The sequence below is a fragment of the Deinococcus sp. YIM 134068 genome, from assembly GCF_036543075.1.
Taxonomy (GTDB): Bacteria; Deinococcota; Deinococci; order Deinococcales; family Deinococcaceae; genus Deinococcus; species Deinococcus lichenicola.
This window is the reverse complement of the sequence record NZ_JAZHPF010000003.1, coordinates 177,238-202,952: the sequence shown is the minus strand read 5'-3', so window position 1 is coordinate 202,952 and position 25,715 is coordinate 177,238. Positions and strand designations below refer to the sequence as shown.

The 25,715-nt window shown below is 69.3% G+C and carries 20 protein-coding genes; 8 read left to right on the top strand and 12 right to left on the bottom strand.

The features are described from left to right. The first annotated feature begins 9 nt into the window (after nt 1-9). The 4 genes from V3W47_RS05305 to V3W47_RS05290 all read left to right on the top strand — a co-directional run bounded on the left by V3W47_RS05305 (nt 10) and on the right by V3W47_RS05290 (nt 4,360). On the top strand, nt 10-702 hold the full coding sequence (locus tag V3W47_RS05305; RefSeq protein ID WP_331824140.1) for a Crp/Fnr family transcriptional regulator: 693 nt from the start codon (nt 10-12) through the stop codon (nt 700-702). A 337-nt stretch (nt 703-1,039) separates the two neighbouring features. Further along, on the top strand, nt 1,040-2,251 hold the full coding sequence (locus V3W47_RS05300; protein WP_331824139.1) for an ABC transporter ATP-binding protein: 1,212 nt from the start codon (nt 1,040-1,042) through the stop codon (nt 2,249-2,251). 378 nt (nt 2,252-2,629) lie between these two features. Beyond that, nucleotides 2,630-3,388: an ABC transporter substrate-binding protein gene (locus V3W47_RS05295; protein WP_331824138.1), complete on the top strand. Its 759-nt coding sequence runs from the start codon at nt 2,630-2,632 to the stop codon at nt 3,386-3,388. 180 nt (nt 3,389-3,568) lie between these two features. Next, a complete protein-coding gene (locus V3W47_RS05290; RefSeq protein ID WP_331824137.1) occupies nt 3,569-4,360 on the top strand; it encodes an amino acid ABC transporter permease in 792 nt (263 codons plus the stop codon). Nucleotides 4,361-4,481: 121 nt separating this feature from the next. On the opposite strand, the gene V3W47_RS05285 is transcribed toward V3W47_RS05290, so the two are convergent. Both V3W47_RS05285 and V3W47_RS05280 read right to left on the bottom strand, forming a co-directional pair. After that, complete coding sequence (locus V3W47_RS05285) at nt 4,482-6,656, bottom strand: TRAP transporter permease (protein ID WP_331824136.1); 2,175 nt, start codon at nt 6,654-6,656, stop codon at nt 4,482-4,484. A 79-nt stretch (nt 6,657-6,735) separates the two neighbouring features. Beyond that, nucleotides 6,736-7,692, bottom strand: a complete 957-nt coding sequence (locus tag V3W47_RS05280) for a TAXI family TRAP transporter solute-binding subunit (protein ID WP_331824135.1) — start codon at nt 7,690-7,692, stop codon at nt 6,736-6,738. Nucleotides 7,693-7,876: 184 nt separating this feature from the next. Between V3W47_RS05280 and V3W47_RS05275 the strand changes: the two genes are divergently transcribed. Then, entirely contained in the window at nt 7,877-8,785 is a 909-nt protein-coding gene (locus V3W47_RS05275) for a hypothetical protein (protein ID WP_331824134.1), read from the top strand. A 67-nt stretch (nt 8,786-8,852) separates the two neighbouring features. Continuing rightward, nucleotides 8,853-9,638, top strand: a complete 786-nt coding sequence (locus tag V3W47_RS05270) for an amino acid ABC transporter ATP-binding protein (protein ID WP_331824133.1) — start codon at nt 8,853-8,855, stop codon at nt 9,636-9,638. Between the two features lie 260 nt (nt 9,639-9,898). On the opposite strand, the gene msrQ is transcribed toward V3W47_RS05270, so the two are convergent. The 7 genes from msrQ to V3W47_RS05235 all read right to left on the bottom strand — a co-directional run bounded on the left by msrQ (nt 9,899) and on the right by V3W47_RS05235 (nt 20,198). After that, entirely contained in the window at nt 9,899-10,537 is a 639-nt protein-coding gene (gene msrQ / locus V3W47_RS05265) for a protein-methionine-sulfoxide reductase heme-binding subunit MsrQ (RefSeq protein ID WP_331824132.1), read from the bottom strand. Then, nucleotides 10,534-11,499 carry a protein-methionine-sulfoxide reductase catalytic subunit MsrP gene (gene msrP, locus V3W47_RS05260; protein ID WP_331824131.1) on the bottom strand — a complete coding sequence of 322 codons (966 nt, stop codon included), beginning with the start codon at nt 11,497-11,499 and terminating at the stop codon, nt 10,534-10,536. The genes msrQ and msrP overlap by 4 nt, the downstream gene beginning before the upstream one ends. 188 nt (nt 11,500-11,687) lie before the next feature. Then, complete coding sequence (locus tag V3W47_RS05255) at nt 11,688-12,932, bottom strand: MFS transporter (protein ID WP_331824130.1); 1,245 nt, start codon at nt 12,930-12,932, stop codon at nt 11,688-11,690. A gap of 297 nt (nt 12,933-13,229) precedes the next feature. Further along, nucleotides 13,230-14,885 (bottom strand): chloride channel protein, encoded by a 1,656-nt coding sequence (locus tag V3W47_RS05250; protein ID WP_331824129.1) that lies wholly within the window; start codon nt 14,883-14,885, stop codon nt 13,230-13,232. 321 nt (nt 14,886-15,206) lie between these two features. After that, on the bottom strand, nt 15,207-16,661 hold the full coding sequence (locus V3W47_RS05245) for an alpha-amylase family glycosyl hydrolase (RefSeq protein WP_331824128.1): 1,455 nt from the start codon (nt 16,659-16,661) through the stop codon (nt 15,207-15,209). Between the two features lie 257 nt (nt 16,662-16,918). Next, on the bottom strand, nt 16,919-19,405 hold the full coding sequence (locus tag V3W47_RS05240) for a phosphoenolpyruvate carboxylase (RefSeq protein ID WP_331824127.1): 2,487 nt from the start codon (nt 19,403-19,405) through the stop codon (nt 16,919-16,921). Beyond that, nucleotides 19,389-20,198: a TIGR00282 family metallophosphoesterase gene (locus V3W47_RS05235; RefSeq protein WP_331824126.1), complete on the bottom strand. Its 810-nt coding sequence runs from the start codon at nt 20,196-20,198 to the stop codon at nt 19,389-19,391. Before V3W47_RS05235 ends, V3W47_RS05240 begins: the two co-directional genes overlap by 17 nt. 483 nt (nt 20,199-20,681) lie before the next feature. On the opposite strand from V3W47_RS05235, the gene V3W47_RS05230 reads away from it, so the two are divergent. Next, complete coding sequence (locus V3W47_RS05230; protein ID WP_331824125.1) at nt 20,682-21,728, top strand: HD-GYP domain-containing protein; 1,047 nt, start codon at nt 20,682-20,684, stop codon at nt 21,726-21,728. Between the two features lie 224 nt (nt 21,729-21,952). On the opposite strand, the gene V3W47_RS05225 is transcribed toward V3W47_RS05230, so the two are convergent. Continuing rightward, the gene (locus V3W47_RS05225; protein ID WP_331824124.1) at nt 21,953-22,702 is read right to left on the bottom strand and encodes an SGNH/GDSL hydrolase family protein; all 750 of its coding nucleotides are present in this window, start codon (nt 22,700-22,702) and stop codon (nt 21,953-21,955) included. Nucleotides 22,703-22,752: 50 nt separating this feature from the next. After that, a complete protein-coding gene (locus tag V3W47_RS05220; RefSeq protein WP_331824123.1) occupies nt 22,753-23,382 on the bottom strand; it encodes a hypothetical protein in 630 nt (209 codons plus the stop codon). 262 nt (nt 23,383-23,644) lie between these two features. Between V3W47_RS05220 and V3W47_RS05215 the strand changes: the two genes are divergently transcribed. Continuing rightward, complete coding sequence (locus V3W47_RS05215; protein ID WP_331824122.1) at nt 23,645-24,742, top strand: N-acetylmuramoyl-L-alanine amidase family protein; 1,098 nt, start codon at nt 23,645-23,647, stop codon at nt 24,740-24,742. 300 nt (nt 24,743-25,042) lie between these two features. On the opposite strand, the gene V3W47_RS05210 is transcribed toward V3W47_RS05215, so the two are convergent. Further along, nucleotides 25,043-25,615, bottom strand: a complete 573-nt coding sequence (locus V3W47_RS05210) for a cob(I)yrinic acid a,c-diamide adenosyltransferase (RefSeq protein ID WP_331824121.1) — start codon at nt 25,613-25,615, stop codon at nt 25,043-25,045. Nucleotides 25,616-25,715: the final 100 nt, after the last annotated feature.

Sequence of the window (25,715 nt, the reverse complement as noted above, 5' to 3'; positions counted from 1 at the left end):
TGGGAGGCGATGGCGCGGCTGGACGATCTCCTCTCCTCCCCACTCTTCATGAACGTTCCCGAGGACGCTGTGCGCGAGGCGGCCCGCGCCGTGACCGAGCGGACCTTTCCCCCCGGCCAGGCCCTCATCGAGCAGGACGCCGCCGGTGAGGCGCTGCACCTCATCACGCAGGGGGTCGTTCGGGTCAGCCGGGTGAGCCTCGGCACCCGCGAGCGCGTGCTGGGCGACCTGTACGCCCCCGCCGTGGTGGGCGAGACTGCCGTCCTGTCGCGGCAGGAGCGCAGCGCCACCGTCCGCGCCGTCACGGAGGTGCGGACCCTGATGCTCCACCGCGAGCATTTCGAGGTGATCTTGCGCCGTCATCCGGGCGTGCTGTGGAACCTCGCCGCGCTGCTCGCCGAGCGTGTGACCGCCCTCAACGACGAGTTGATCGCCTTCGGCCAGAACACGGAGGCCGCCCTCGCGCATATCCTCGCGCACCTCTACCGCCAGCGCCTCCGGGCGGGCGTGCCGGGTCCCGCCGAGCTGCCGCTCACCACAGCCGACCTGATGGGTCGCCTGAGCGCCAGCCGCGAGACCGTCGCCCGCGTCGTCCGGCGTTTGGAGGAGCGGGGCCTCGTCCGCGTCACCCCGCAGGGCGTCACGCTGCTGGACCTCGCCGCGCTGGAGGCGGTGTCGGTGGAGGAGGCGGACCCGGTGTGAGGTAGGGGCGTTGGGCGGTCCTGTTTTGGGGCTTGTCCTTCCTACAAAATGCCGGATGTGAGGGACAGCCTGGGTAAGAGGACGAGCGGCGCTTGGCATCCCCCGCAAGCCGTTCCTCCCGCGCTCGGTGGAACGTTCCCCCTCCTGAGCTGACCCCGCCCCGCCCATCACCCCGGCCCGTTCTCATCGGACGTTCTTCCAAAGCGTGGTAAACTTCGCACGTCAGCCAAGCGTCAGCGTACACCCCGGGTTTCTCGTCACGTACCCCGGTTGCCCGACCCTTCCCTTTACGGGAAATCACTCACGGGCAAGAGCAGGGGCGAAAGGTAGGCCACTCATGGCGGAAGTCATTCTGGAGCACATCAACAAGCGGTACGGCACCAAGCATCACGCGGTGAAGGACTTCAACCTCCACATCCAGGACCGCGAGTTCATGGTGTTCGTCGGGCCGTCGGGCTGCGGCAAGAGCACCACGCTGCGGATGGTGGCGGGGTTGGAGGACATCAGCGACGGCGTGTTGCGGATCGGCGACCGCGTGGTCAACGACGTGCCGCCCAAGGACCGCGACATCGCCATGGTCTTCCAGAACTACGCGCTCTACCCGCACATGAACGTCTACGAGAACATGGCCTTCGGCCTGAAGCTCCGCAAGACGCCCAAAGAGGAGATCGACAAGCGGGTGCGCGACGCCGCGAAGATTCTCCAGATCGAGCACCTGCTGGGCCGCAAGCCCAAGGAGCTGTCGGGCGGTCAGCGCCAGCGCGTGGCGATGGGCCGCGCCATCGTGCGCGAGCCGAAGGTCTTCCTGATGGACGAGCCGCTGTCCAACCTCGACGCCAAGCTGCGCGTGGAGATGCGGGCGCAGATTTCCCAGCTTCACCGTCGCCTCGGGGCCACGATCATCTACGTGACCCACGATCAGGTCGAGGCGATGACGCTCGGCAACCGCATCGTGGTGATGCGTGACGGGTTGATCATGCAGGTGGACACGCCCATGAACCTCTACGACTTCCCGCAGAACAAGTTCGTGGCGGGCTTTATCGGCAGCCCCTCGATGAACTTCCTGACGGCGAAGGTGCAGAACGGGGAATTCGTGCTCGGCGGCAGCCGCGTGGCCCCGATGGGACGCCTGTCGCAGAGCCTCAAGGTCTACGAGGGCAAGGAAGTGTTCATGGGCATCCGCCCCGAGCATATCGGCGTGATCGGCCACGGCCAGACGGACATTCCGCAGGGCAACAACGTGCTGCACGGCAAGGTCGTCGTCGTGGAGCCGCTGGGCGCGCAGACCGACCTGTTGATCGACGTGGCGGGGCAGACCCTGACCTCCAAGCTCGAGGGCCAGACCCTGCTGCAACCCGGCGACGATATCCAGCTCCTCGTCGATCAGACCCGCCTGCACGCCTTCGACGTGGCCTCCGAGATGGCGATTGACCGGGGCACCCCGACGGGCACGCGCGGTCAGGCCGACACCCTGGGCCTGGGCTACGAGTACGACAACGACTCGTCCCGCCGCACCGTCAACCTGGGCAGCGTCTCCGCCGACGACTGATCCACAGCGAGCAAGCAGCGCCGCCTTCCGAGTGGGGGCGGCGCTGCTTGCTCGCTGTGGAGGGAGGCAGAGGAGAGTTAGGGAGTTTTTGCCGTCTGGCAGCAGGACGAGCGTTGCTAGTCACCCCCCTCCCCAACCCTCCCCCACAAGGAGGGAGGGAGAAAAGAGCACGGCTGACACGCCCGCTTTCTCCTGCACATCAGGCGTTCAGGGGGGAGGGGCAACACAAGGCCTGAGCCGGACAAAGGGGATGCTGTGTATTTCTATACGCCCTTTCGCTGACCTTCATCCAGACGCTAGAGTGCGGCCATCGCCCACGCCGACGGACCGCCTGATACCGCTTTGGGGAGCCGTCATTTCCATTCGGAGGAAGAACCGATGATCAAGAACGCCCTGCTGGCCCTCACTGCCCTCTCCCTGCTCGCGGGTGCCGCCGAGGCGCGCACCTGGGAGGAAATCAGGCGCAGCGGTACCATCCGAATCGCCACCGAGGGGGCCTTCCCGCCCTTCAACATCCTCAAGGGCAAGGAACTGACCGGCTTCGAGGTGGACCTCGCCAACGAGCTGGCAAAGCAGATGGGCGTCAAGGTGCAGTGGGTGACACAGCCCTTCGACAACCTCCTGATCGGGCTGAATCAGGATCGCTACGACTTCGTGATCGCCAGCCACGGCATCACGCCGGAGCGGGCAAAGGCGGTCAGCTTCTCCAAGCCGCACTACTGCACGGGCGGTGCCATCGTCTCCAAGCCGGGCGGCCCGAAGACCGCCGCCGACCTGGCGGGCAAGACAGTCGCCGTGCAGGTGGGCACCACGTACCTGGAGAACGTCCGCAAGGTGTCCGGCGTGGGCGACGTGAAGACCTTCCCGAAGGACACCGACGCGCAGGCCGCGTTGCTGGCGGGCCGCACCGATGCCTGGGTGGGCGACAAGTTCACGGGCCTCGACCTCGTGAAGGCGCAAAAAGGCAAGCTCGTGCAGGGCGAGCTGTTGTTCAACGAGCGCATCGCGATGGCCGTGAAGAAGGGCAACACCTCGCTGCTCAAGGAACTCAACGCCGCGCTCGATCAGGCACTCAGCAGCGGCACCTACGTCAAGGTGAGCGGCAAGTACTTCAGCCAGGACATCCGCTGCCGCTGAGCAGATGACATGGGAGGGGGCGGTGGGCCGATCTGGTTCGCCGCCCCCTCCTCCTTTGTTTGTCTGTCTGGCTTTGTCTGTCTGGAATGGCATTTCCCGTCAAGCTCCTGTTTATGGAATGATCGGCCCAATGAAAACCCATCCGACATTACGATTCATCCCGACTGTTCAGGGTGACGGATGACGGCCCCGAAGATCCCGACCCGGCCACCGCCCGGCGGCGCGAACCTGCTGCTGTGGCTGATGGGGGCCGTCGCCGCGTTCCTGCTGCTGTTCTTCGCTATCACGCTGATCCTCCGCCAGATGCCTGACCCCATCGGTCCCCGCGCCGACCTGTTCGTGGAGGGGGCACGGATGACCCTCCAACTGACGGTGGTGAGCGGGGTCATTGGCCTGCTCATCGGCGTCTTGGTTGGCATCGCGCGGACGAGTGGGGCGTGGCTGGTGCGTGCCCCCGCCGGATTCTTCGTGTGGCTGGTCCGGGGAACGCCGCTGCTCGTGCAGATTCTGTTCGTGTACAACGCGCTGCCGCCTATCCTGCAAGCGGTCGGGCTGAATGTCCAGCTCAACGAGTTCTGGTCAGCGGTGATCGCCCTCGCCTTCAACGTGGGCGCGTACAACGCCGAGGTCGTGCGCGCGGGCATCCTCGCCATCCCACGCGGTCAGAGCGAGGCGGCTCGCAGCCTGGGCCTCAGCGGCGGGCAGACCATGAATACGGTCGTGCTGCCGCAGGCGTTGAGAATCGTGGTGCCGCCCCTCGTGAACAACCTCGTGGCGCTCCTCAAGGATTCCTCGCTCGCCTCGACCATCGCGCTGCTCGAACTCACCCTCGCCGGGTCGCGCGTTTCCAGCGAGACTTTCCAACCCATCCCTACCCTGACGACCGTGGCCGCCGTCTACCTCGCGCTGACGACAGTGATGACGCTGTTCACGGACCAGTTGGAGAAGCGGGTGAAGATCGCTACACGGTAGGGAAGTCGCCAGCGGCCAGTCGCCAGTCGCCAGCGGATGCAAATGTAGGATCAGCAAAAGCCCCCGGCCTGATGCGCTGGGGGCTTTTCTCTGGCGACTGGAAGCTGGCGACTGGCGACTCCTACGCCGTCGCCACCACCCCCGGCGGCTCGTTCCGGCTCCCCGCCTTCTGCCAGAAGTACACGACGGCGATCAGGGCGAGGGCAGCCACGTTCCAGATCAGGCCCGTGGGGATGATCAGGATGATGGACGCCACGAGCAGGAGGAGCGTCTGGAGGAGGTTCGTGCGGCGGTGCAGATACCGCAGGGTGGCCGCGCTGAAGGCGACGAGGCCGATGAAGGCGAAGAGGATCATCGGCACGGCCTCGCTCCACGGCAGGCCGCCGAGCCTGTTGTTGGCGATGAGCAGCAACGACGGGTTGAAGAACATCATGTAGGCGAGCAGGGCCGTCCGCAGTTCGTACTGGAACGCCTGCACGCCCGTCTGCACCGGATTTCCGCCCGAGATGGCGGCGGCGGCGAAGGCGGCCAGCGCGACGGGCGGCGTGGAGTCGGCCATGATGCCGAAGTAGAAGACGAACATGTGGACCGGGAGCATCTGCGCCGGGTTGCTCGTGTCCAGCCCCGCGATCCGGGCGATGATGGGCACGATCAGGGCACTCATGAGGATGTAGTTGGCGGTCGTCGGCAGGCCCATCCCCAGGATCAGGGCGATGATCTGCGCCATGAACAGCACGACCAGCATCGCGCCGAAGGCGGCGACCGCCGTGGCGTCCACACCGGGGATGAGTCCCGCGAGGCCCGCGAAGAGGCCCCGGAACGCCTCGCTCACGCTCTGCACGATGTCCGCGAGGCCGAAGCCCAGGCCCGTGATCGTCACGATGCCGACGATGATTCCGGCGGCGGCGGTGGCGATGGCGATGCCGATCATGCTTCTAGCGCCGCCCTCGAAGGCTTGCAGCAGCATCCGCCCGCCGTCCGCGAGGCCGCGCCCCACGCCGCGCCCGTCCCGCGTCGCCCGCCATGCCTCCTGCACGAACATCATGCCGATCATCAGGAAGATGGTGTTCAGCGCCACGCGCTCAGGGGTGGCCTCCGGGTTGATCGTCAGCGTGCCGATCAGGTAGCCGAGGGGAAGGATGTAGTACCAGCCCGAGAGCAGCGTCCGCCGCACGGGCGGGAGTTCGGAGCGGGGGAGACCGCGTAGGCCGAGTTTGAGCGCCTCGATGTGCGTGACGACGAGGAGAGCGCCGTAGCACAGGAAGGCGGGGATGGCCGCCGCGAGGATCAGGCTGCGGTATTCGATGTTGAGGTTCTGCGCCATAATGAAGGCCGCCGCGCCCATCACCGGGGGCATGAGCTGGCCGTTGCTGGAGCTGGCGACCTCAATGGCCCCCGCCTTCTCCGCCGAGTAGCCCACCCGCTTCATCGTGCCGATGGTGATGTTGCCGCCAGTCACGACGTTGCTCACCGACGAGCCGCTGATGATGCCGTTCAGGGCGCTGGAGACGACGCTCGCCTTTGCCGGGCCGCCGCGAAAGCCGCCCAGCAGCCCCTGCGCCACGTTCATGAACCACTCGCCCGCGCCGAGCTTGTCGAAGATCGCCCCGAACAGCACGAACAGGAAGACGATCTGCGCGGAGACGCCGATGGCCGTGCCGAAGATGCCCTCGGTGTTGGCGAACAGTTGCCCGACGATCTGCGGCCACGTCTGCCCCGCGTGAAGCTGAAGCTGCGGCCCCAGGTCGCCCCGGATCAGGCCGCGCGGCCCCGTCAGCGCATACAGCATGAACACGCCCGCCACGATGGGCATGGCGATGCCGATGGTGCGCCACGCGGCGAGCAGCAGCAGAATGACCATCGCGCTGCCCACCCACACGTCGGTGGAGGTGAGGACGCCGCCCTGCACGTTGGCGATGGCCGGGTACTGCACGATCAGGTAGACGGCGCTGCCCACGGCGACCGCCCCCAGAATCCAGTCCAGCCACGGCACGCGCGTCTGCGGTTTGCCCGACGTCTTGCGGAAGGGGAAGACCAGATACGCCAGCGCGAACGCGAACGCGAGATGCGTCGCCCGCAGGATGATGGGGTCGAGCGTGCCCACCTGCGCCGCGTACATCTGGAAGAGGCACCAGACGATGGCGAGGGCCGTCACCAGCCACGCCTGCCACCCGAACAGCTTGCGCCCGCCCGTCTCGGCGGCCTCCACGATCTCCAAGGCGCGGCGCTCGCCCTCGGTCATCCCCGCGTGGTCCAGGCTCGGGTCGCTGGATACTGGTCTTGTCGGGTCGCTCATGCCTTGCTCATCCTTTCCCTAAGAGAGAGGGCCAGCCGTCAACTCTGCGCGGCTGGCCCATTCCCGGCCCGGTGGGCGCTTAGCGGACGGTGACGCCCTTCTCGCGGAAGAACTTGACCGCGCCGGGGTGGAGGGGGGCGGGGAGGCCCTTCACGGCCTTCTCGTACGAGAAGTTGGTGGCGAGGCTGGGATGCAGCGCCTTGACCTCGGCCTCGTTGCCGAGGGACGCCTTGAGGGCCTGATACACGGCGTCGTCGCTCACGCCCGTGGTCGTGACGAGGGTCGCCTGCACGGCCACGCTGGGCACCGTGGCTCCCACACCCTTGTAGCTCCGGGCGGGGATGTTGTAGCGCACGTAGAAGGGGTACTTCTTGATCAGCGAGGACGCCTGGTTGCCGCCCACGGGCACGACCTTCACGTCCACCGTCTGCGCGATCTGCGAGATGGCGCTGGCCCCCACGCCGACCGTGTAGAAGAGGGCGTCGGCACGCTTGTCCTGCATCAGAGAGATGCCCTGGGCGGGCGATACGCGGAGCGCCTGCCCGAGGTCGTCGAAGCTGAGGTTGTATGCCTCCAGCACCTGCCGGGCCGTCTGCTCGGTGCCCGAGCCGAGATCACCGATCACGACGCGCTTGCCCTTCAGGTCCGCGATGGAGTTGATGCCCGAGTCGCGGCGGGCGATGACGTGCAGCACCTCCGGGTACAGGACCGCCATCGTGCGAATCTTGTTGTTCGCCTTGCCCTGGAAGGCCTGGATGCCCGTGCCCCGGTAGGCGTAGTACACGATGTCGTTTTGCGCGATGGCCGCGTCGAGTTCGCCCGTGGCGAGGGCGTTCACGTTGAAGACGCTGCCGCCCGTCGAGCGGGCGTTGGCGCGCACTCCGGCCCCCGCGTCGTTGATGAGCTTCGCCATGCCCGTCGCCACCGGGAAGTACACGCCCGTGGTCGAGCCGGAGCCGATGGTCAGGAAGGTGCTGCCCTGCGCGAACGCCACGGCGGCGGCACCGAGCAGGAGGACGGTCGTGATTCTCTTCATAGGAGGCTCCTTGTGGGCGACGGAAGGGCCGTTGCCCGCGTGACGGATGAGACGGAGTTTAGCATGGGGCGGGAATTGGAAGAGATTCCACAGGGGACGGGGATGGGTGGGTCCGAACTACCGCCAAGCTCCTCCGTGAGATTCCCACAGTCGAGCTTGCCGCCGACGGGTCATGATCGCTGGGATGCCCCCCGCCAACCCATTCCTGACCGGGGGTGGCCCCGTGCCCGCCCTCGGCACGGCCTACTTTTCCGCCCGCGTGCTCCGGCACCTCGCTCCCGACCTGCGCGAGCTGGCCCGGTCGGGCTTCACCTGGGTCAACTTCCCGCTGACCGAGCAGGACGTGTGCTTCGCGCCCGGACTCGCCGTGGACCTCGTGACGGCGGCGCGGGACGCGGGCCTGGAAGCCTGGCTCTCGCCCTGGGGCGTCGGTGGGGTGTTCGGAGGCGAGGGGCTGTCGGCGGTCGCACATCACGGTGCCCGCTCGCCCGCCGTGGCCGACGCCGTGGCCCGCTGGCTCGCCTGCGCCGTCGCCGCCGCGCCGGACGGCCTGTTCTGGGACGAGCCGCGCGACCGACTCGGGGGCGGGCCAATGGGGGACCTCCTGGTGGGCTGGCTGCGCGAGGGTCAATTGGCGGGGCTGACCAACCACGTCTGCTTCGAGCCGGGGTACGGCTGGCCCGATCCCGCCGTCCTCGCGGGGCGGGTGGGCAGCGTGGGCACCGATCCCTACGACTGGCAGCCCACGCCCGCCGAGCAGGCCGCCTACGTCACCCGGCACGCGCACGCACTCCGGGCCTACGCGGACGGGGCGGGATGCGCCGCCCACCTGTGGGTCCGCGCCTTCCGGGTGGAGCGGGGCCGGGCCGACCTCGCGGTGGCGGCCCTGCGCGCGGCGTGGGTCAGCGGCGCGGCCCGCGTGGGCCTGTGGAGCTACCGGGCGGGGGAGGGCCTGTCGTGCCTCGCCTCCGAGGACGCCGACGGGCTGTGGGCGCGGCTGCTGGAGGCGGTGCCGGAGACCGTGCCCGCCGTGGGGTGGTGTCCTGGGCTGGCCTGCCGTGACCACGTGAACGCCAGTTCGGGAGAGGAGTGAGGGAAAGTGGGAGAGGGCACCGCCGCCACTCGATTTTCCATTCCCCGGTAGCCTGTACACTCCCGGCATGACCCAGACCAGCACCGGTGCCCAGCCCGGCAGCACGAGTGCCCCGGCGGTGCAGCCCATCATCGTCGCCCAGGAGGTGCAGAAGCACTTCGGAACCTTCCATGCCCTGCGCGGGGTGAGCATGAGCGTGCGGCCCGGCGAGGTCGTCGTCATCATCGGGCCGAGCGGCAGCGGCAAGAGCACCTTCATCCGCACCATCAACGCGCTCGACCCCCACGACGGCGGGAGCATCACGGTGGACGGTATTCCTCTTCAGGGGGCGCGCAACCTCGACGCGATCCGGCGCGAGGTCGGGATGGTCTTCCAGAGCTTCAACCTCTTCCCGCATCTGACCGTGCTGGAGAACATCACCCTGGCCCCGATGCGTGTTCGCAAGACGGGCAAGGCCGAGGCCGAGAAGCGCGGGCTGGAGTTGCTTCGCCGCGTCGGCATCGAGGAGCAGGCGCACAAGTACCCGGCGCAGCTTTCCGGCGGCCAGCAGCAGCGCGTCGCCATTGCCCGCGCCCTGGCGATGGACCCCAAAGTGATGCTCTTCGACGAGCCGACCTCCGCCCTCGACCCCGAGATGATCAAGGAGGTGCTGGACGTGATGAAAGAACTCGCCCGCACCGGCATGACCATGCTCGTCGTCACGCACGAGATGGGTTTTGCCCGCGAGGTCGCCGACCGCATCCTTTTCTTTGATCAGGGCCAGATCGTGGAGGACACGACGCCCGAAGCCTTCTACACCAATCCGCAGCACGACCGCGCGAAGGCGTTCCTGGGGAAGATTCTGGGGCATTGAGGGAATGCGACCCGCAGTTGTCTTCTGACAGCAGGGCGAGCGGTGCTCGCCACCCCCCTCCCCAACCCTCCCTCACAAGGAGGGAGGGAGCAAAAAGTACTTCTGGGACGCTCACTTTCTATTGCAGATCAAGCGTCTCAAGGGAAGAGGGAGCAACATAGCGAAAGCTTCAGCTCTTTTTCTCCTCCCCATTGAGGGGGGAGGCCGGGAGGGGGTGAAGCGGGCCTGGCCTCCCAAAAAGCCAACCCCTCAATACCCCTTCAATCCCCCGACAACCGGGAAGCCGACCCCACCCGACGCCGAGCGGCTGAACGCTTCCTCCACACCAGCCGCACCGCGAACAACGCCGCGACGACGAGGGCGGCGACCAGCGGTGCCGTGCGGTCCTGCTTCACGCCCCACCAGTAATGCAGGGCGGCGAGGCTGACGGCGACGTAGACCAGCCGGTGTAACCTCTGCCAGCGCGCGAAGCCCAGGCGGCGCACGTCGTCCCGCCCGCTCGTCCACGCCAGGGGCACGAGAAGGAGGAGCGCTGTGAGGCCGACCGTGATGAAGGGCCGCTCCAGCACGTCCGCGAGGACAACGCCGGGCGCAAAGGCGTGGTCGAAGAGGTAGATCAGGAAGTGCAGCGCCGCGTACCCGAAGGCGAGCAGACCCAGCGCCTTGCGGATGCGGGCGGGCCACGTCCAGCGAAACAGGAGCCGGAGCGGTGTGCAGGTCAGCGAGAGGATGAGCAGCGTCAAGGCGAGCAGACCCGTCTGGTGCAGGGCACGTTGCACCGGATTCGCGCCGAGTGTGCCCGTCGTGGCGTCCAGCAGCAGCACGGCGGCGGGAAGCAGGCCGCCCACTGTGACGGCGGGGACGAGCCAGGGGAGCGGCGGGCCTGATCGGCGGCTCAATAGAACTTCCCCAGGTCCATCCCGCCGTACAACTGCGCGACCTCCTCCGCGTACCCGTTGAAGGGCAGGGTCGGGCGGCGGCCCCCCTCCCCGATGCGGCGCTCGGTGGCCTGACTCCAGCGGGGGTGGTCCACGGCGGGGTTCACGTTGGCAAAGAAGCCGTACTCGTTCGGAGCGGCCTCGCTCCACGTCGTGCGCGGTTGCTCGCGGGTCAGGGTGATTCGCACGACCGACTTGATGCTCTTAAAGCCGTACTTCCACGGCACGACGAGCCGCAATGGGGCACCGTTCTGGGGGAGGAGCACCCGACCTTGTAATCCGACCGCCATCAGGGTGAGGGGATGGAGCGCCTCGTCCAGCCGCAGCCCCTCCACGTAGGGCCACGCCAGCACGCCCGACCGCTGGCCGGGGAACTGCTCGGGGTCGTGGAGGGAGGTGAACTGGACATAGCGGGCCTGTCCGGTCGGTTCCATCCGCCGCAACAGCGCCCCGAGCGGGAAGCCCAGCCAGGGCATCACCATCGACCAGCCCTCCACGCAGCGCATCCGGTACACGCGGTCCTCCAGCGGGAACCACGACTGGAGCGTGTCCACGTCCACCGTCTGCGGCCTGCGGACCTCGCCGTCGATCTGTACCGTCCACGGGCGCGTCCGGAGGCTGCCGCCGAGCCGGGCCGGGTCGTCCTTCCCCAGCCCGAACTCGTAGAAGTTGTTGTAGGTCGTCGCCTGCCGGTAGGGCGTGACTGCCTCCGCCGTGTCGTAGGGGCCGGGGGGACCGCCGGGCCGCCAGATGACCTCCTCGCCAGTCGCCCCATCGACCGCTCCGGGTCGGCGGGTGAGCAGGGTCAGGCCACCGCCCAGCGCGACCGCCGTGCCCGTGAACAGGGCGGCGCGGCGCAGGAACTCCCGGCGGGAAGGGTCGGGTTGGGGTGGTGGGTCGCGGTCGGGGGGCAGAATGGTCATGGGCGGGTCCTCGGGTGGGGGAGACGTTCACCCATTGTCGCGCTCGCAGGGGGTGAGTAACTGTCCCCGGTGGCAGGATGTGGGCCGGGTCCTTCCATCCCCCATTGGGTGAGACCCAACACGGGTCACTCTGGGTACGACCTCCGGCGACTGTCGGTTCATCGCTCGGGTCTCACTACCGCCCGCCCTCACGCGTCCCGCCGCAACTTCCCGCACTGCCACCATGCGACGGCGAACAGCGCCGAGCCGAGGACGAACACGGTGCGGTAGCCCAACGTGTCGGCAATTACCCCGCCCACGACGGGCGCGAAGAGGACCGTGCCCACGAGCGTGTTCAGCGTGCCGATGTAGCGGCTGCGGGACTCGGGCGGCGAGATGTTCAGGAGGTGGTTGGTGTGCCCGAGATTGAAGCCCTGCGCGGCCACGCTGGTGAGCAGGAAGACGAGCAGGTAGGCCCACGCTCCCAGCCCCAGCGTGCCCACGGTCAGCGCCACGAGGGGGGCGAGGCCCGCCGTCGCCGCCGCGTAGCGGATGATGCGCCGCGACCCCTTGCGCTCGGCGACCCGCTGCCACACGAGGTTGGATAGCGGCGCGGCCCCGGTAAGGGTCATCACGAAGACGCCCAGGGTGGCCGCCGGGTACTCCAGCTCCCGCAGCGCGTACACGGCGTAGAAGGGTTCGCCCAGGCTCGCCGCCGCCAGCAGCAGCCGCACCCGCAGGAAGGCCCGGAAGTGCGCGTCCGCGAGCGTGGCGGGGATGGACCGCACCTCGTCCCACACGTTGCCCGGCGGGAGGGGCTGGTCGGGAGGCTCCGTCACCCGCCCGAAGACCCCGTACCCCACCGTGTACGCGACCGTGCCCAGCAGGAAGATCAGCGCGTAGTTCAGCGGAAAGGCCAGCTCCGACGCCAGAATCCAGCGCACGACCAGCCCGGCCCCGAACGCGAGCAGCCCGCCGTATAGATTGCGCGTCCCGAAGAAGCGGGCGCGGCGGCTGGAGGGCACGACCTTGCTCACGACCTCCAGAAAGGGCAGCCCCGCCACGCCGGAGGCGAGGGCATTGGTCACCATCGCCAGGATGAACAGCGTCAGGCACAGGGCGGGACGGTCGGCCAGCGTCGCCGCGATCACCACCATCGCCAGGTACGAGAGCATCCGCGCCAGCGCCGCCGAGCGGTACACGGGCAGCTTGTGCGGCAGCGGGCGCACCCGCGCGGCCACGAGAAGCTGCGGCAGCATCCACCCGCCCCCCGCAATGGCGGGCAGCAGCCCGATGACGGCATTGGGTGCCCCCAGCCGCGCCGCGAAGCCCGCCAGCACCACCGACACGTTCAGGAAGCCGTCGCCCAGGAACACCAGCCAGCCATTCAGGATGCCCAGCCGCTCGTCTCGGTTCCACGGGGCACGGTCGGGGCGGGCGGGCGCGGCAGTCACCGGGGCATTATCGGGAGGTGCGACCGGGGGCGTTCAGGATGGGGAGACGGCGGGATGTGGCTTCCGTCTTTCCTCTCTTCTCTTGACGTTTGATGCAAATTTCAGATCGGGCGAAAGGAGTGTTTTCATTATCTGGCAGGAGGACGAGCGGTGCTCTTCACCCCCCTCCCCGACCCTCCCCCACAAGGAGGGAGGGAGAAAAGAGCACAGTTGGCACGTTGACCTGCTCTTGCCCGTCAGGTGTTCGTGGCAGAGGGCCGGGATGAGGGGGTGACGTGACGGCTCAACTGTCCAACCTCATCCCGGCAGCCGCAACACACCCTCCAGAGCCGCATACGCCTCGGGCCGCGCCAGGAACACGAGTTCGTCGTCGGCGGTGAGGCGCAACTCGGGGCGGGGGAGGCGCACCGTCCCCTCCCGTACGACGCCCACGACCTCCACGCCGGGCGGCAGGGAGAGGACCGAGAGCCGCGCGCCCCGCCAGCTCGCCGGAACGCCGCGCCGGTACAGTTCCCGGTCGGAGGCGAGCGGGGGCAACCCGCCGTCCTCTGCGGTGGATGGGGCATCCAACGGCGTGCCGGGTGTCCCCGCCCCATCGGGGGCACGGCGGGCCACGAAGCGCACGCCCTCGGGGAGAAGGCTCAGGCCGGTGGCCGCATGGACGGGACTCGCCGCGCGCGAGCGGGCCTGACCGGGCAGTAACCCCGACTCGCCGCTCACGAGGTGGGCCAGCCCCGCCGCGAGGAGGGCGGTGGGCAGCATGGCGTCCCCGCCCCACGCGACCGCCAGCAGCGCCGCCGCCACGGGCACGTTGAGGGTGGTCGTCAGGAAGGCGACCGCGCCGACCAGCGCACACACCGCCACGTCCACCCCCAGCAGCGACCCCAGCCCCGCGCCGAGCAGCCCCCCCACCCCGACCGACGGCAGCACCCCGCCCCCGAACGCCAGCCGCGCCCCCAGCGCGAGCAGCCCCCAGCGCCACGCGCCCGCCACGATGCCCTCCTCTCCCAGAAAGCCCGACGCGCCGAGCTGCACCCACCCGGCCCCGTCCCCGAGAACGGCGGGCGTGCTCCAGAGGGCCAGCGCCGCCGTCAGGGCACCGAACACGCCCCCCAGGACGATGCGGCGCGGTCCGGTGGTCCACGCCCCCGGCAGCAGGCGGCAGGCGAACAGGGACGCCCACCCCGCCAGCGCCACCGCCAGCGCCACGCCCGCCACCCCCGGAAGCTGCGAGGCGGAGGGCACCTGAAGCGCCTGCACGCTGAACAGCGGCGTGAAGCCGAAGGCCACCCCGTACACCGCGTAGGCCGCCACGGAGGCGAGGACGCAGGGCATCAGCACCTCGACCTCGAACTCGAAGCGGCGGTAGAGCACCTCGGCCACGAGGACCGCCGCCGCCAGGGGCGCGTGCAGCACCGCTCCCAACCCCGCCGCCGCCCCCGCCAGCGTGAGGGCGCGCACCTCCACCGCGTCCAGCCGCGTCGCCCGCCGCAGCACCCACGCCCCCAGTTGCCCGACCATCGTGAAGGGCGCGTCCCGGCCTACGAGCAGGCCTCCCGCGTACCCGAGCAGCGTTCCCGCCAGCGTCCGCACCTGCGCGACCGGGCCGGGCCACTGTCCCCGCGCGTGGTAGCCCCGCACGAGTTGGGCGAGCGGGTCGCCCGTCTCCCCCGGCACGAGCCAGGCGTAAGCGGCCCCCGCCAGCGGCAGCGCCAGCAGGCCCCACGGCAGCGCCGCCCCGAAGGCCATCAGCAATCCGCCCTCGCCGGGGGTGCCGGGCGGCGAGTAGCCCGTGACCACCGACGAGAGCCGGAGCAGCGCGTCCAGGCCCAGCCGGAGCGGCACACACAGCACCCCCACCAGCACGCCCAGCACCACGCTCAGCACCACCAGCCGCCCGGTTTCCAGACGGGTGAGGACGGCGCGGGGCAGGGGGGAACGCACGGGGAGCATGGTAGTGCAGGGGAGATTGGAGAGGGGCTTTTTAAGGGCTAGGTATCTTGCTTCGGTTTGCCCCCACCCCCCAGAGAGAGCAGGGGGAGCGGCGCTGCGCTGGGCAAAGGGCCTGTTGACTGCGCGCGTAGGCGGGTTCTTAGCGTGGCAAGGTTTGATCTTATTGTGCTCTGTCTGGAAGGCCCACCGTCTCGCTCCGCGAGCCGACGTGGTGGTGGGATGGGCCGTCTGTCTACCGGCAAGCATCGGGCGTCGGGAGTGACGGTTTTTTGGAGAGCGAACGCTTTAGCTCTGTTGTCCCTCTCCCACCTTCCCCAACACCTACCGCAACCTGAACACCGCCGCGTCCTTCCCCGGCAGGCTCAGGTGCAGGAAGCCTCCGCTCACGCTGACCTTCGCGTCCTGCCCGGCGTACAGGCTGCGGGTGACGGCCAGATCGCTCGCGGTGAGGCCCAGTGCGCTCAGGCGGACGCTGTGGGTCCGGCGTTCCCGGCTGCCGTGCCACGCCGCCAGCACACGCTCGCTACCCACCTCGCGGGTGAGGAGCAGGAGGTCGTCTCCCAGGCTCTCGGGAACGGGCAGGAGCTTCTGCGTCCCGACGCTCAGGGCGCGGCTGGCCTTGCGGACGGCGATGGCGTCGCGGGCCACGTCGTACACAGTCCGCTCGGCGGGCGTCCACTCGTTCTCGAAGCGCATGGAGCGGCGGTTGTCGGGGTCGGGGCCGCCGCGCATGGCGATCTCGGTGCCCTGCCACAGCACGGGGACGCCCTTCATCGTCATCAGCGCCCGCAGGCCGTAGCGGGTGCGGGCCTGCCCCTCGTCCTCGAAGAGCGACCCCTGCGCGAAGCGGGGAATGTCGTGGTTGTCGAGAAACAGCGCCACCTCGCCGGGCCGCACGAGTTCGCCCTGCCGGGTCAGCACGTTCGCCACCCCGCTCAGGCCCTGCCCGCCCATGATGCTGCGCTGCATCGCCGCCTGAAGGCTGAAGAGAAACAGGCTGTCGAAGCCCGCCCGCTGCCACTCGGCCACCGTGCCCGTGTCGGCGTCGTACCACTCGCCCAGCGTCCACGTCCCGGCGGCGCGGTCGCGGGCCAGCACGTCGCGCAGGAAGGGCCGCTCCACATGCTTGATCGCGTCGTACCGGAAGGCGTTCACGCCCCGCGAGCGCCAGAAGTCCGCGTTCCCGTTCAGCAGGTCGCGCACCTCGGGGTTGGACTGTTTGAGGTCGGGTAATCCAGCCAGCGGGCAGTCCACGTCCTTGTTCCGCGTCGCGTCACACTCGGCTTTCCCGTTGAAGAGGGCGGGCCGCTCCTTCACCGCCGCCGCCTCGTAGCCGTAGTGGTTGACGACCTGATCGAGCACCACCCGCATCCCCGCCGCCCGCGCCGCCGCCGTGAAGGCATCGAAATCCGCAAGCGTCCCGAAGTGCGGGTCCACGCTCCGGAAGTCGGCGGGCCAGTAGCCGTGGTAGGGCGCGGTGTCGAAGGAGTTCGCCGTCTGCTGGCGGTAGATCGGCGTGAGCCAGACCGCCGTCGCCCCCAGGTCCCGGAGGTACGGCACCCGTGCCGTCAGCCCCGCGAGGTCGCCGCCGTGCCACACGCGGAGATTGGCGCGGTCCACGCCCGTGTTGTTCGCCGGGTTGCCGTCGGCGAAGCGGTCGGGCATGACCTGATAGATGACCTGACCCTCCCAGGTCGGCAGGGCGGCGGCAGGCGTGGAAGCTTGTGCGCCCGCCACGGAGGCGAGCAGCGCACCCAGCAGGGGGAGGCGGCGCATAGGTGGGAACATGGTACTGGGAGCGGGGGGCCGGAAGCAGGAGTCGGTCGGGCAAACCCTTACGGGAGAGAGCGAAGGTTCAAGCTTGCTACTTATGCGGTTGGAGTACACGTCGGGAGTCAGGGAACGAACAGACAGAGGCGTGGGTTGGCTGTTTTGCCCCTCCGCCTTGAGGGGGGAGGCTGGGAGGGGGTGAGCGGGCCGAGCGTTCTCGAAAAAAAGGAGAGTTGTGGTCGTCCCCTCGCTCCCCACCTCCCTCACCCCGTATTCCGCACCCCCGCCGCAATGCCCTGCAAGCTCACCATCAGCGGCCTCTCGAACTCGTCCAGCCCGCCCTCCGACGACCGGGCACGGCATAGCAACTCGACCTGAACGCGGTGGATGGGGTCAATGTACGGGTTGCGGAGGCCGATGCTCTCGCGCAGCCTCGGCTCGTTCGCCAGCAACTCCGCCCCGACGACCTCCTGCACGAGGCGCACCGTCTCCTCGTAGCTTCCCCGCAGCCGGGCGGCGAGGTCGTGATCCTCCGCGAGGCGCAGGTATTCGGCGAAGATCAGGAAATCGCTCTTGGCGAGGCTCATCTGCGCGTTGTCCAGCACCGTGCGGAAGAAGGGCCACCCGGCGTACATCTCGCGGGCGAGGTCGGGGCCGATCTCGCGCAGGCCCTCGCTCAGGCCGTACCAGCCGGGGAGGTTCGCGCGGTTCTGCGTCCAGCTCATGACCCAGGGAATCGCGCGCAGGTTCGAGAGGCTGGGTGCCCCGGACCGCCGCACGGGCCGCGAGGCGATGTTCAGCCGGGCGATCTCGTGGATGGGGGTCACGTCCTCGAAGAAGGGAATGAAGGCCGGGCTGTCCACGAGGGCGCGGTAGGCGGTGGCGCTGGCTTTGGCGGCCCGGTCCAGTGCCGCCGTCCATTCCTCGGGGGGGTCCTGCGCCGGGCGGGCGGCGGCGAGCATCAGGCCGTAAAGGGCCTGCTCCAGATTGCGCCGCGCGAGGACCGGGTGGCTGTACTTGTCCGCCAGCGCCTCCCCCTGCTCGGTGATCCGCAACCCCACGTCGATGGTCCCGGCGGGCTGCCCCAGGATCGCCCGGCTCGCCGGACCGCCCCCCCGCCCGATGCTGGTGCCGCGCCCGTGGAAGAACCGCCAGCGCACCCCCGCCCGGCGGCACACGTCGCTGATCTTCCTCTGCGCCTCGTGCAAGGCCCAGTTCGCGGCCAGGAATCCGGCGTCCTTGTTCGAGTCGCTGTAGCCCAGCATGATCTCCTGCACGTCGTCGCCCAGCACGGCGCGGTACTCGGGGAGGCTGAGGAGTTCCCACACGACCTGCGGCGCGCGGGCGAGGTCAGCAAGCGTCTCGAAAAGGGGCACGGGCAGCACCCGGAAGCCCACCTCGCGCGCGAGGAGCAGCGGCTCCAGCACGTCGCTGACGCTCTCGCTCATGGAGATGACGTACCGCCCGAAAGCGCGCGGGCCGACCAGTCGAGTGGCCGCCTGCACCTCGCGGATGGGGCCGATGGCCGTCTCCAATTCGGGCGGCAGCGCCTCCCCGGCGGGCCACAGCGGGCGGCGCGAGCGAAGTTCGCGGGCCAGCACCTCCTGCTTGGCGTGCTCGGGCAGCGCGAGGTAATCCGCCGCCACCCCCGCCTCCGCGAGCAGCCGAGCCACCGCCGCCCCCGTCTGCGCGCTGTGCTCCCGGACATCGAGGCTGACGAGATGCTGCCCGAACACCCGCGCGACGGCGAGGAGCGGCGTCAGCAGTTGGTCGGCGCTGCGGTGCTGCCCCTCGGCGTGGAGCCGGGCCTGCAACGCCTCCAGCCGGGGCAGCAGCTCGACCGGCTCCCCGTCCCGGATGGCGTTGTGGATGGACTGGAGTTCGAGGCGGTACGGCTCCTGCCCCTGCCCCTGCGAACCCGTCTCGTCCTGGCTGAGGTCGGAGTAGGCCTGCCGCACGGAGGACATCATCAATTCACGCGCCCGCTCGCGGTGGAGGGCCAGCGTCTTGCGGGTCGCCTCGGGCGTCACGAAGGGGTTGCCGTCGCGGTCGCCGCCCATCCACGAGGAGAAGGAGAGGGGCAGCCGCGCGGTCGTCTCGCGCCCATACACATGCCGGAAGCCCCGCGCGAGGTCACGCTGGAGGTTGGGGAGGGCCTGCGCGATGCTCGTCACGTAGGTCAGGCCGCCCTTCACCTCGTCGAGGACGGTAGGCTTGAGGCGGCGGAGTTCCGGGGTACTCCACATCGCCTCGACGTGGGCGGCGACGCGCTCCAGCCCGGCCTCGTCGAGGGTAGGGATGTCGCGGGCGACCTCGACGAGGTGATGGCGGATCGTCCTTCGCCGCATCTCGGTGGGGTGCGCGGTGAAGGTCAGCCCCAGGTCCAGCCGTGCGAGCAGCGCCTCGGCCTCGTCCGCGCTCACGCCCTGCGCCTTGAGGTCCATCAGGGCCTGCTCGATGCTCTGGGACCGCACCCCCTGGGTGGCCGAGAGCACCCGCACCCGCTCGTACTCCTCGGCCAGATTGACGAGCTGGAAGTACCACGCGAAGGCCCGCACCAGATTCTCGGCGGCCTCCGCGTCCAGACCGGAGAGCAGGGCGCGCAACTCGGCGTCGTCGCCGCCCGCCCGCACGTCGCGCACCAGGGCGCGGGTCCGCTCCACCAGCTCGAAAAAGGCCTCGCCCTCCTGCTCCCGGAGCACCTGACCGAGCGTGCGCCCGAGCAGATTCACGTCACTGCGAATCCCCATAGTCCTCCCCCTCCACGTAACGGTAACGGTCCACGGCCAGGGCGCGGTTCCCCTCCATCTGGACAATCACCCCGTTGAGTTCGGCCACGCCCCCCGCCACGGAGAAGCGGTGCGGGCGCTCGGTCAGGAACTTCTGGACGGGACCCTCCGGCGCGGCCCCGATCACGCTGTCCCGTGGCCCCGTGAAGCCCGCGTCGGTCTGGAAGGCCGTCCCCCCCGGCAGGATGCGGGTGTCGGCGGTGGGAACGTGCGTGTGCGTGCCGATCACGGCGGCCACCCGCCCGTCGAGGTGCCACGCCAGCGCCGCCTTCTCGCTCGTGGCCTCGGCGTGCATGTCCACGAACACGCTGCCGAGGTCGTCCCGCTCCAGGAGGTCGTCCACCGCCCGGAAGGGATTCGCCACCGCCTCCAGAAAGACGCGCCCGAGGACGTTCACGACCGTCAGCCGCTCACCCGTGCCGCTCGCGCCCTTCACCTCGAAGGTCCGCCAGCCCACGCCGGGCGTGCCGGGATCGGCATAGTTCAGGGGCCGCACGATGGGGTACTTCGCCTCGTCGAGCATCAGCGCGAACACGTCCTTGTGATGCCAGGCGTGGTTCCCCAGGGTGATGCAGTTCGCCCCCGCCCGCAGGATCGCGTCGGCAGCGTCGCGGTGCAGCCCGAAGCCCCCCGCCGCGTTTTCCCCGTTCACCACCACGAAGTCGAAGCGGGGCCGGATGGTGGGCAGGTGCGCCCCCAGCACCCGGCGGCCCGGTGCCCCGTACACGTCCCCCACGAACAGCACACGCAACATGTCCCCACCCTATGGCAAATCGCGCGGGGATGACTGCCCCCGGCAGCCCACCCGCAAGAATCCGCCCGGCTCCGCAGGTAGCTCCGCAAGTTCGCGGGGGGAGGTGGCGACCTCCTTCCTCAACCTCCTGTTCGTCTCCTCTCCCTGGGTCCTTCGATGTGATACGGCACAGGGTCTCGCCATCACCAAACCTTTAACTACGGGTTCAGAAATGCCGGTTCATCGGAGGTGGGGTGGGGGGATAGGAGGCAGGTTTCCTCCTGTCAGGTCGAGGAGGGGGGCGTTTGAAGCGGGTTTTTAGAAACAAGTAATCAAACGCTCATCTTGGGCTAGACAGGCGGCAGGCATGATTGTGGTGTTACTTCACGTCCTCCTCACACCGGACGGGTTAGCCTGCGTGCATGAGCTTCGGAGGCTGCCCCTATTTCCCTCTGTCCCCCCGGTGGATGAGCCACCCCGTCCGGTGGGATGACCGGGGCGGCGATGTTTGACGACCTCGACCTGTTCGGGGCGCTGACGCCCTTCGCCTCCGGGCGGCCCGCTCCCAAGCCCGCCGCGCGGGAGGAGACCCCGCGCACCGGCCTGCGCCAACTGCTGCTGGAGGCGCAACCGGCGGCGCTCTTTCTGCTCGACGGGGCGGGGCTGGTGCTGGAGGTCGGCGGGGCGTGGGAGGCCGTCACCGGGCTGAGGCCGGGGGAGGCGACCGGGCAGCCGCTCCACCGCTGGCTGCGCTACGAGCGCGCCCGCCATCCCGGCGCGCTCCGGGTGGGGCAGGGGGCATTGGAGGAGGTCACGCTCGCCACGCCGCTGCACACCCACATCGTACGGGTGACGTGGGGCGCGCGGGGCGAATATGTGGCGGGCACGCTGGAGCCGCTGGCGGCCTCGGCACAGCACGCCTTCCGCACCGCCGAGCGCCTTCAGGACGTGGAGCGGGCGCTGGACGAGGCCGTGCATTTCCTGGGGGTGAGCCAGGACGCCTGGCAGTCCGAGCATATCCGCCGGATCGTGGACTTCGCCGAGCGGCTGGCGCAGGCCGCCCATCTCAGCGCCACCGAGGTCGCCGCCGTGCGCTGGGGCGCGGCTCTCCACGACATCGGCAAGGCGCGGGTGCCGCAGGCCATCCTCCAGAAGCCCGGTCCCCTCGATCCACTGGAGTACGAGGTCATCCTCCAGCACCCGGTCTGGGGCGTGCAGCTTCTGGCCGATCTGCCCTTCCTGCCCGTCTCCACGGTGGACGCGGTGCGCCACCACCACGAACGCTGGGACGGCGGCGGCTACCCGCTGGGGCTGACGGGGCACCGCATTCCCCTCGCCGCGCGCATCGTGGCCGTGGCCGACGTGTTCGACGCCCTGACGAGCGTCCGCCCCTACAAGAGCGCGTGGACCTATCAGGACGCCGTGGACCACCTCATCACCGAGTCGGGCCGCCAGTTCGACCCCGAACTCACCCGCCTGTTCGTGTGCGAGGTGCTGGGCTTCACCCACCTCGAAGACCGCTTCGACTCCCCGGCGGGTCAGGCGGGCTGAGCGACGGCTTCACCCCTAGAGCAGTTCTCCGAATGACGCCGGGTCTGGAGAACCGCCCCCCAAACGGCTCTATTCCCCGTCCTGCTCGTTGATATGCGCTCGCTCTGCTCGGGCAAACAGACGCCGGGCTGTGCTTCATCTGCTTGCCCGACGCTCTCATCTGCCGAAGGTTGCGAACTGGGGAGACGGGTCTCCCCCGCCTTCCCCGGCGACTGGCGATTCCCTCACAGCCCCCGCAGGGCACCCAGCCACATCTCCGCCAGCTTGCGGTAGCCGCCCTCGTTGGGATGCACCCCGTCGGCGAGGTCGGCGGGCGTCAGCCGGGCGGAGGCGTCCACGAGCCGGACCCACCGGCCCAGGGCGGCACGCGCCCGCACCACGCCGGGAAGGGCGGCGTTGAAGGCCCTCACGCGTGCATTCCCCGCCGGGTCGCTGAGCGGCGGGAGGGAGGCGACGAGGATGGTGGCGGCGGGACGGCGCGCGGCGATGCGGTCGAGGAGGGTGCCGAGCCGGGCGGGCGCGGTCGCCACGTCGCGGTTCTGGATCATATCGTTCGTGCCGATCATCAGGAGAATCACGTCCGGCTGGGCGGAAGAGAGCCAGCCGTCCACCTCCGCGAGGAGCTGATCAATCCGCCAGCCGCTGTGGCCCTCGTGGTCGCGGTCGGCGAGGCTCGCGGGGCCATTGCGCGCCGACCCCACGAGGTCCACCCGCAGGCCCGCCGCGTTCAGCGCGGGGAGCAGCGGGATGCGGTAGCCGCCGGGGATGTTGTACCCGTCGGTGATGGAGTCGCCCAGCGGCATCACGCGCCGGGCCGCCGCGTCCGTGGCCGTGCGGGGGGCCGACGTAAGTTCCAGTGTGGGCGAAGTCGCCTGCGTGAGAGACGAGACGGCGGACCCGGTGCCTGCCAGGAGCAGACCGAGCGCGAGAGCAGGGCCGAGGGGACGAAACGAACGTCGTGGTTTGGACGGCATCGGACCTCCGGGGGTCGGGGGCGAAATGGTCATGGGGAAGGGTCGGAGTTTCACTTCAAGTACGGGGCGAAGCGGGCCACCGTCGCCGCGTCGGGTGTGGCCCGCCGGACGCCCCCGGCACAGAAGGTCAACAGCAGGCGGCCCCCGGCGCTGGCCTGTGCCTTGAGAGTTCCCTGGCTCACGCTGGACGGCCCCGCGAGCATGGCCCGCGCCGTGGCGGCCTCGAAGGCGAGGGCGGAGGCCCGCAGGTTGGGCGTCTGCGCCCGCACGTCGCCGAGGGCGCTCACGTAGCCCGTCTTCATATGGAGCACGAGCCGGGCCGCCGTCAGCCCCCGGATGCGCGCGTCCGTGTACGTCACGCCGCCGGAGGCCGTCACCGTCCCGCGCCCGAGGTCGTACGCTACGTTCTGCGCCCGCAGGGTACCCCCCTGCCGGAGCGTGACCGTCGCCCCCCGCGCCGTCAGCCGCTCGCCGGGCCGAAGTTCCATCTGCCCCGCGCTGAGCCGCAGCCCCGTGCGGGTGTCGGTGGCGGTGCCGCCCTGCGGGAGTTCGGTCGCCCCCGTCTGGAGGTTGAGCCGCTGGGGTCCCCGAGGGGTCACGCTCAGCCCCCCGAAGGTCGCGGCGTCGCCGATTCCGAGCGTCAGCCCGGCGAGGAGGGAAAGAAGAACGGCACGTCTCATCCGGCCCACCCTAGAGCACGGGCCTGAACCGGACGTGATCGGGGAGGGGAGAGGACGGCCCTCATCTGATCGTTTGCAGGAGGCCGACGCCTCGCGGTCATGAAGTCGGCGGGCAGGAGGAAACGTCGTTCCAGACGAGGTGAAGTGCCGTCGTTCTCGTCAGGACCCTCGGATGGTGCCGTTCCTTCCTCACCCTGTTCAGCGGACGAGAGGTTTTAAGAACAGTTCATTTTCACGGTCCGGGGAGTTACACTCGCCCGCAGTGAAGCGTCTTCTCCTGCTCCTGCTCCTCCTCGTGTCCACGGCGGTCGCCGCGCCGCGTGTGGGCACCCATGCCGGATATACCCGCGTGGTGTTCGACCTGCCCCGCACCGCCACCGCCAGCACCCGCGTTGCCAGTGGCCGGGCGACCGTGCGGCTGAGCGTGACCCTGCGTGCCGCACGGGGAACTCTCTCCGCCCCCGGCGTGCGAGGTTACACGGTCTCGGGCCGCACCGTCACCGTCACGCTCGCGCCGGGGCATGGCAAGGCCAAAGCGAACATTCTCCCGGCGAAGGGGAAGCAGGCGGCCCGCCTCGTCATCGACGTGCCGACGGGGACGGCTGCCGCCCGCGTGCCCGCCACGCCCGTCCGCTCGCGCGTCGTCACCCGTCCGGCGGGCACGAACTCTCCCTTGCGTCCCCGCGTGGTCCTCGACGCCGGGCACGGGGGCATCGATCCGGGGATGCACAGCCGCTGGGTCACGGAGGCCGACGTGACCCTCGACGTGGCCCGCCGCGTGCGCCGGATGTTGCGGGGGCACGGTGTGGACGTGGTGATGAGCCGGAACGGGAACCAGCACCTCAGCGCGGACAAGGCCAGCGACCTCGACGCGCGCTCCCGCCTCGCCTCCAACCGGACGACGAGCGCCTTTGTCAGCATCCATGTCAACGCCTCGGCCAATCCGGGCGGGCAGGGCATCGAGACGTACTACTTCGGGCAGCCGCTCGCCGGGCAGGGCCGCAGCCTCGCCGTGCGCGAGAACGGCGGCGGCAGCCTCGGCCAGGAACTCACCCGCCGCGCCGCCAACAATGCCCAGAACCTCCTCGGAGACCTGCTCGCCCAGGCCAAGATGTCCTTTTCCCGCCAGCTCGCCCAGAAGGTCCAGTCCCGCCTCATCACCGCCACGGGGGCCGTGAACCGGGGCGTGCAGACCGACGCCTTCTACGTCATCCGCAACCCCACCACCGCCGCCATCCTCATCGAGATCGGCTTCGGCACCAGCCCGGTGGAGGGGCCACGCCTCGCCCAGGCCGTCTACCGCGAGCGGGTGGCGGGGGCGATTGCGCGGGCGATTCTGGATTTCGTGCACGCGGAGTGATAGCTGTAGCGCACTGGTTTTGAGGTCTATGAGAGAGGAAGGGCTGACATATAGTGATCCTATGTCCGGGATGCGAACAGGGCGAATTGCTTCATGTCAAAATCAAGCCCACGGGAATAATAGGTTATATCTGCGATGAATGCGACACCTTCTGGCCAGCCAACCAAAAGGATGACTTGAATTTAGACTCTGTTGGGAAAGCCTACTACGTGATGATGGGGGATTTAAATCTTCCTGATAGCTGGGACTATCTTGAAACTTTAGATTGTTGATGAAGAGACTATTGCTCTGTGTTCCGTCTCATCTCCGCCCCTTCACCGTCCATCCCTGCTCGCCCACCCCCGCCGCCTCGTTCGCCGCGCGGGCCATGATGAAGAGCAGGTCGGAGACGCGGTTGAGATAGACGAGGACGGCGGGGTTGACTTCCTCGGCATCGGCGAGGCGGATGGCCGCGCGTTCGGCCCGGCGGGCGGTGGCGCGGGCGACGTGCAGCGCCGCCGAGGTCAGGGTGCCGCCGGGGTGAACGAACTCCTTGAGGGGCGGCGTCTTCTCCTGGTAGCGGTCGATCATCGCCTCCAGAAAGGCGGCGTCCTCGGCGTCCATGCGGCTGATCTTGCTCGCCGAGACGCTGCCCTGCCGGGTGGCGAGGTCAGCGCCCACGTCAAAGAGGGCGTTCTGGAGGTATTCGAGGTCGGCGTCCAGCGTTGGCTCGGGCTTATGGCTGCGCCCGTTGTGCGCCCGCGCGAGACCCACCGCGCTGTTGAGTTCGTCCACCGTGCCGTAGGCCTCGACCCTCACGTGCGTCTTGCTGACTCGTTCGGGGCCGTACAGGCCGGTGGAGCCGTCGTCGCCGGTTTTGGTGTAGAGCTTCATGGGAGCAGGGTAGTGGGTTGTGGCCCGTGGGAAGTGGGAAAAGCAAAAAGAGGTGGGGGCAGAAGCTCTTGCCCCTGCCTCCACGACCTGCAACCCACGA

What these genes read in the sequence shown, in the direction of transcription:
- V3W47_RS05305 (WP_331824140.1), top strand. Translation starts at nt 10, where the DNA reads ATGGCGCGGCTGGACGATCTCCTCTCCTCCCCACTCTTCATGAACGTT.
- V3W47_RS05300 (WP_331824139.1), top strand. Translation starts at nt 1,040, where the DNA reads ATGGCGGAAGTCATTCTGGAGCACATCAACAAGCGGTACGGCACCAAG.
- V3W47_RS05295 (WP_331824138.1), top strand. Translation starts at nt 2,630, where the DNA reads ATGATCAAGAACGCCCTGCTGGCCCTCACTGCCCTCTCCCTGCTCGCG.
- V3W47_RS05290 (WP_331824137.1), top strand. Translation starts at nt 3,569, where the DNA reads ATGACGGCCCCGAAGATCCCGACCCGGCCACCGCCCGGCGGCGCGAAC.
- V3W47_RS05285 (WP_331824136.1), bottom strand. Translation starts at nt 6,656, where the DNA reads ATGAGCGACCCGACAAGACCAGTATCCAGCGACCCGAGCCTGGACCAC.
- V3W47_RS05280 (WP_331824135.1), bottom strand. Translation starts at nt 7,692, where the DNA reads ATGAAGAGAATCACGACCGTCCTCCTGCTCGGTGCCGCCGCCGTGGCG.
- V3W47_RS05275 (WP_331824134.1), top strand. Translation starts at nt 7,877, where the DNA reads ATGCCCCCCGCCAACCCATTCCTGACCGGGGGTGGCCCCGTGCCCGCC.
- V3W47_RS05270 (WP_331824133.1), top strand. Translation starts at nt 8,853, where the DNA reads ATGACCCAGACCAGCACCGGTGCCCAGCCCGGCAGCACGAGTGCCCCG.
- msrP (WP_331824131.1), bottom strand. Translation starts at nt 11,499, where the DNA reads ATGACCATTCTGCCCCCCGACCGCGACCCACCACCCCAACCCGACCCT.
- V3W47_RS05250 (WP_331824129.1), bottom strand. Translation starts at nt 14,885, where the DNA reads ATGCTCCCCGTGCGTTCCCCCCTGCCCCGCGCCGTCCTCACCCGTCTG.
- V3W47_RS05245 (WP_331824128.1), bottom strand. Translation starts at nt 16,661, where the DNA reads ATGCGCCGCCTCCCCCTGCTGGGTGCGCTGCTCGCCTCCGTGGCGGGC.
- V3W47_RS05240 (WP_331824127.1), bottom strand. Translation starts at nt 19,405, where the DNA reads ATGGGGATTCGCAGTGACGTGAATCTGCTCGGGCGCACGCTCGGTCAG.
- V3W47_RS05235 (WP_331824126.1), bottom strand. Translation starts at nt 20,198, where the DNA reads ATGTTGCGTGTGCTGTTCGTGGGGGACGTGTACGGGGCACCGGGCCGC.
- V3W47_RS05230 (WP_331824125.1), top strand. Translation starts at nt 20,682, where the DNA reads ATGTTTGACGACCTCGACCTGTTCGGGGCGCTGACGCCCTTCGCCTCC.
- V3W47_RS05225 (WP_331824124.1), bottom strand. Translation starts at nt 22,702, where the DNA reads ATGCCGTCCAAACCACGACGTTCGTTTCGTCCCCTCGGCCCTGCTCTC.
- V3W47_RS05220 (WP_331824123.1), bottom strand. Translation starts at nt 23,382, where the DNA reads ATGAGACGTGCCGTTCTTCTTTCCCTCCTCGCCGGGCTGACGCTCGGA.
- V3W47_RS05210 (WP_331824121.1), bottom strand. Translation starts at nt 25,615, where the DNA reads ATGAAGCTCTACACCAAAACCGGCGACGACGGCTCCACCGGCCTGTAC.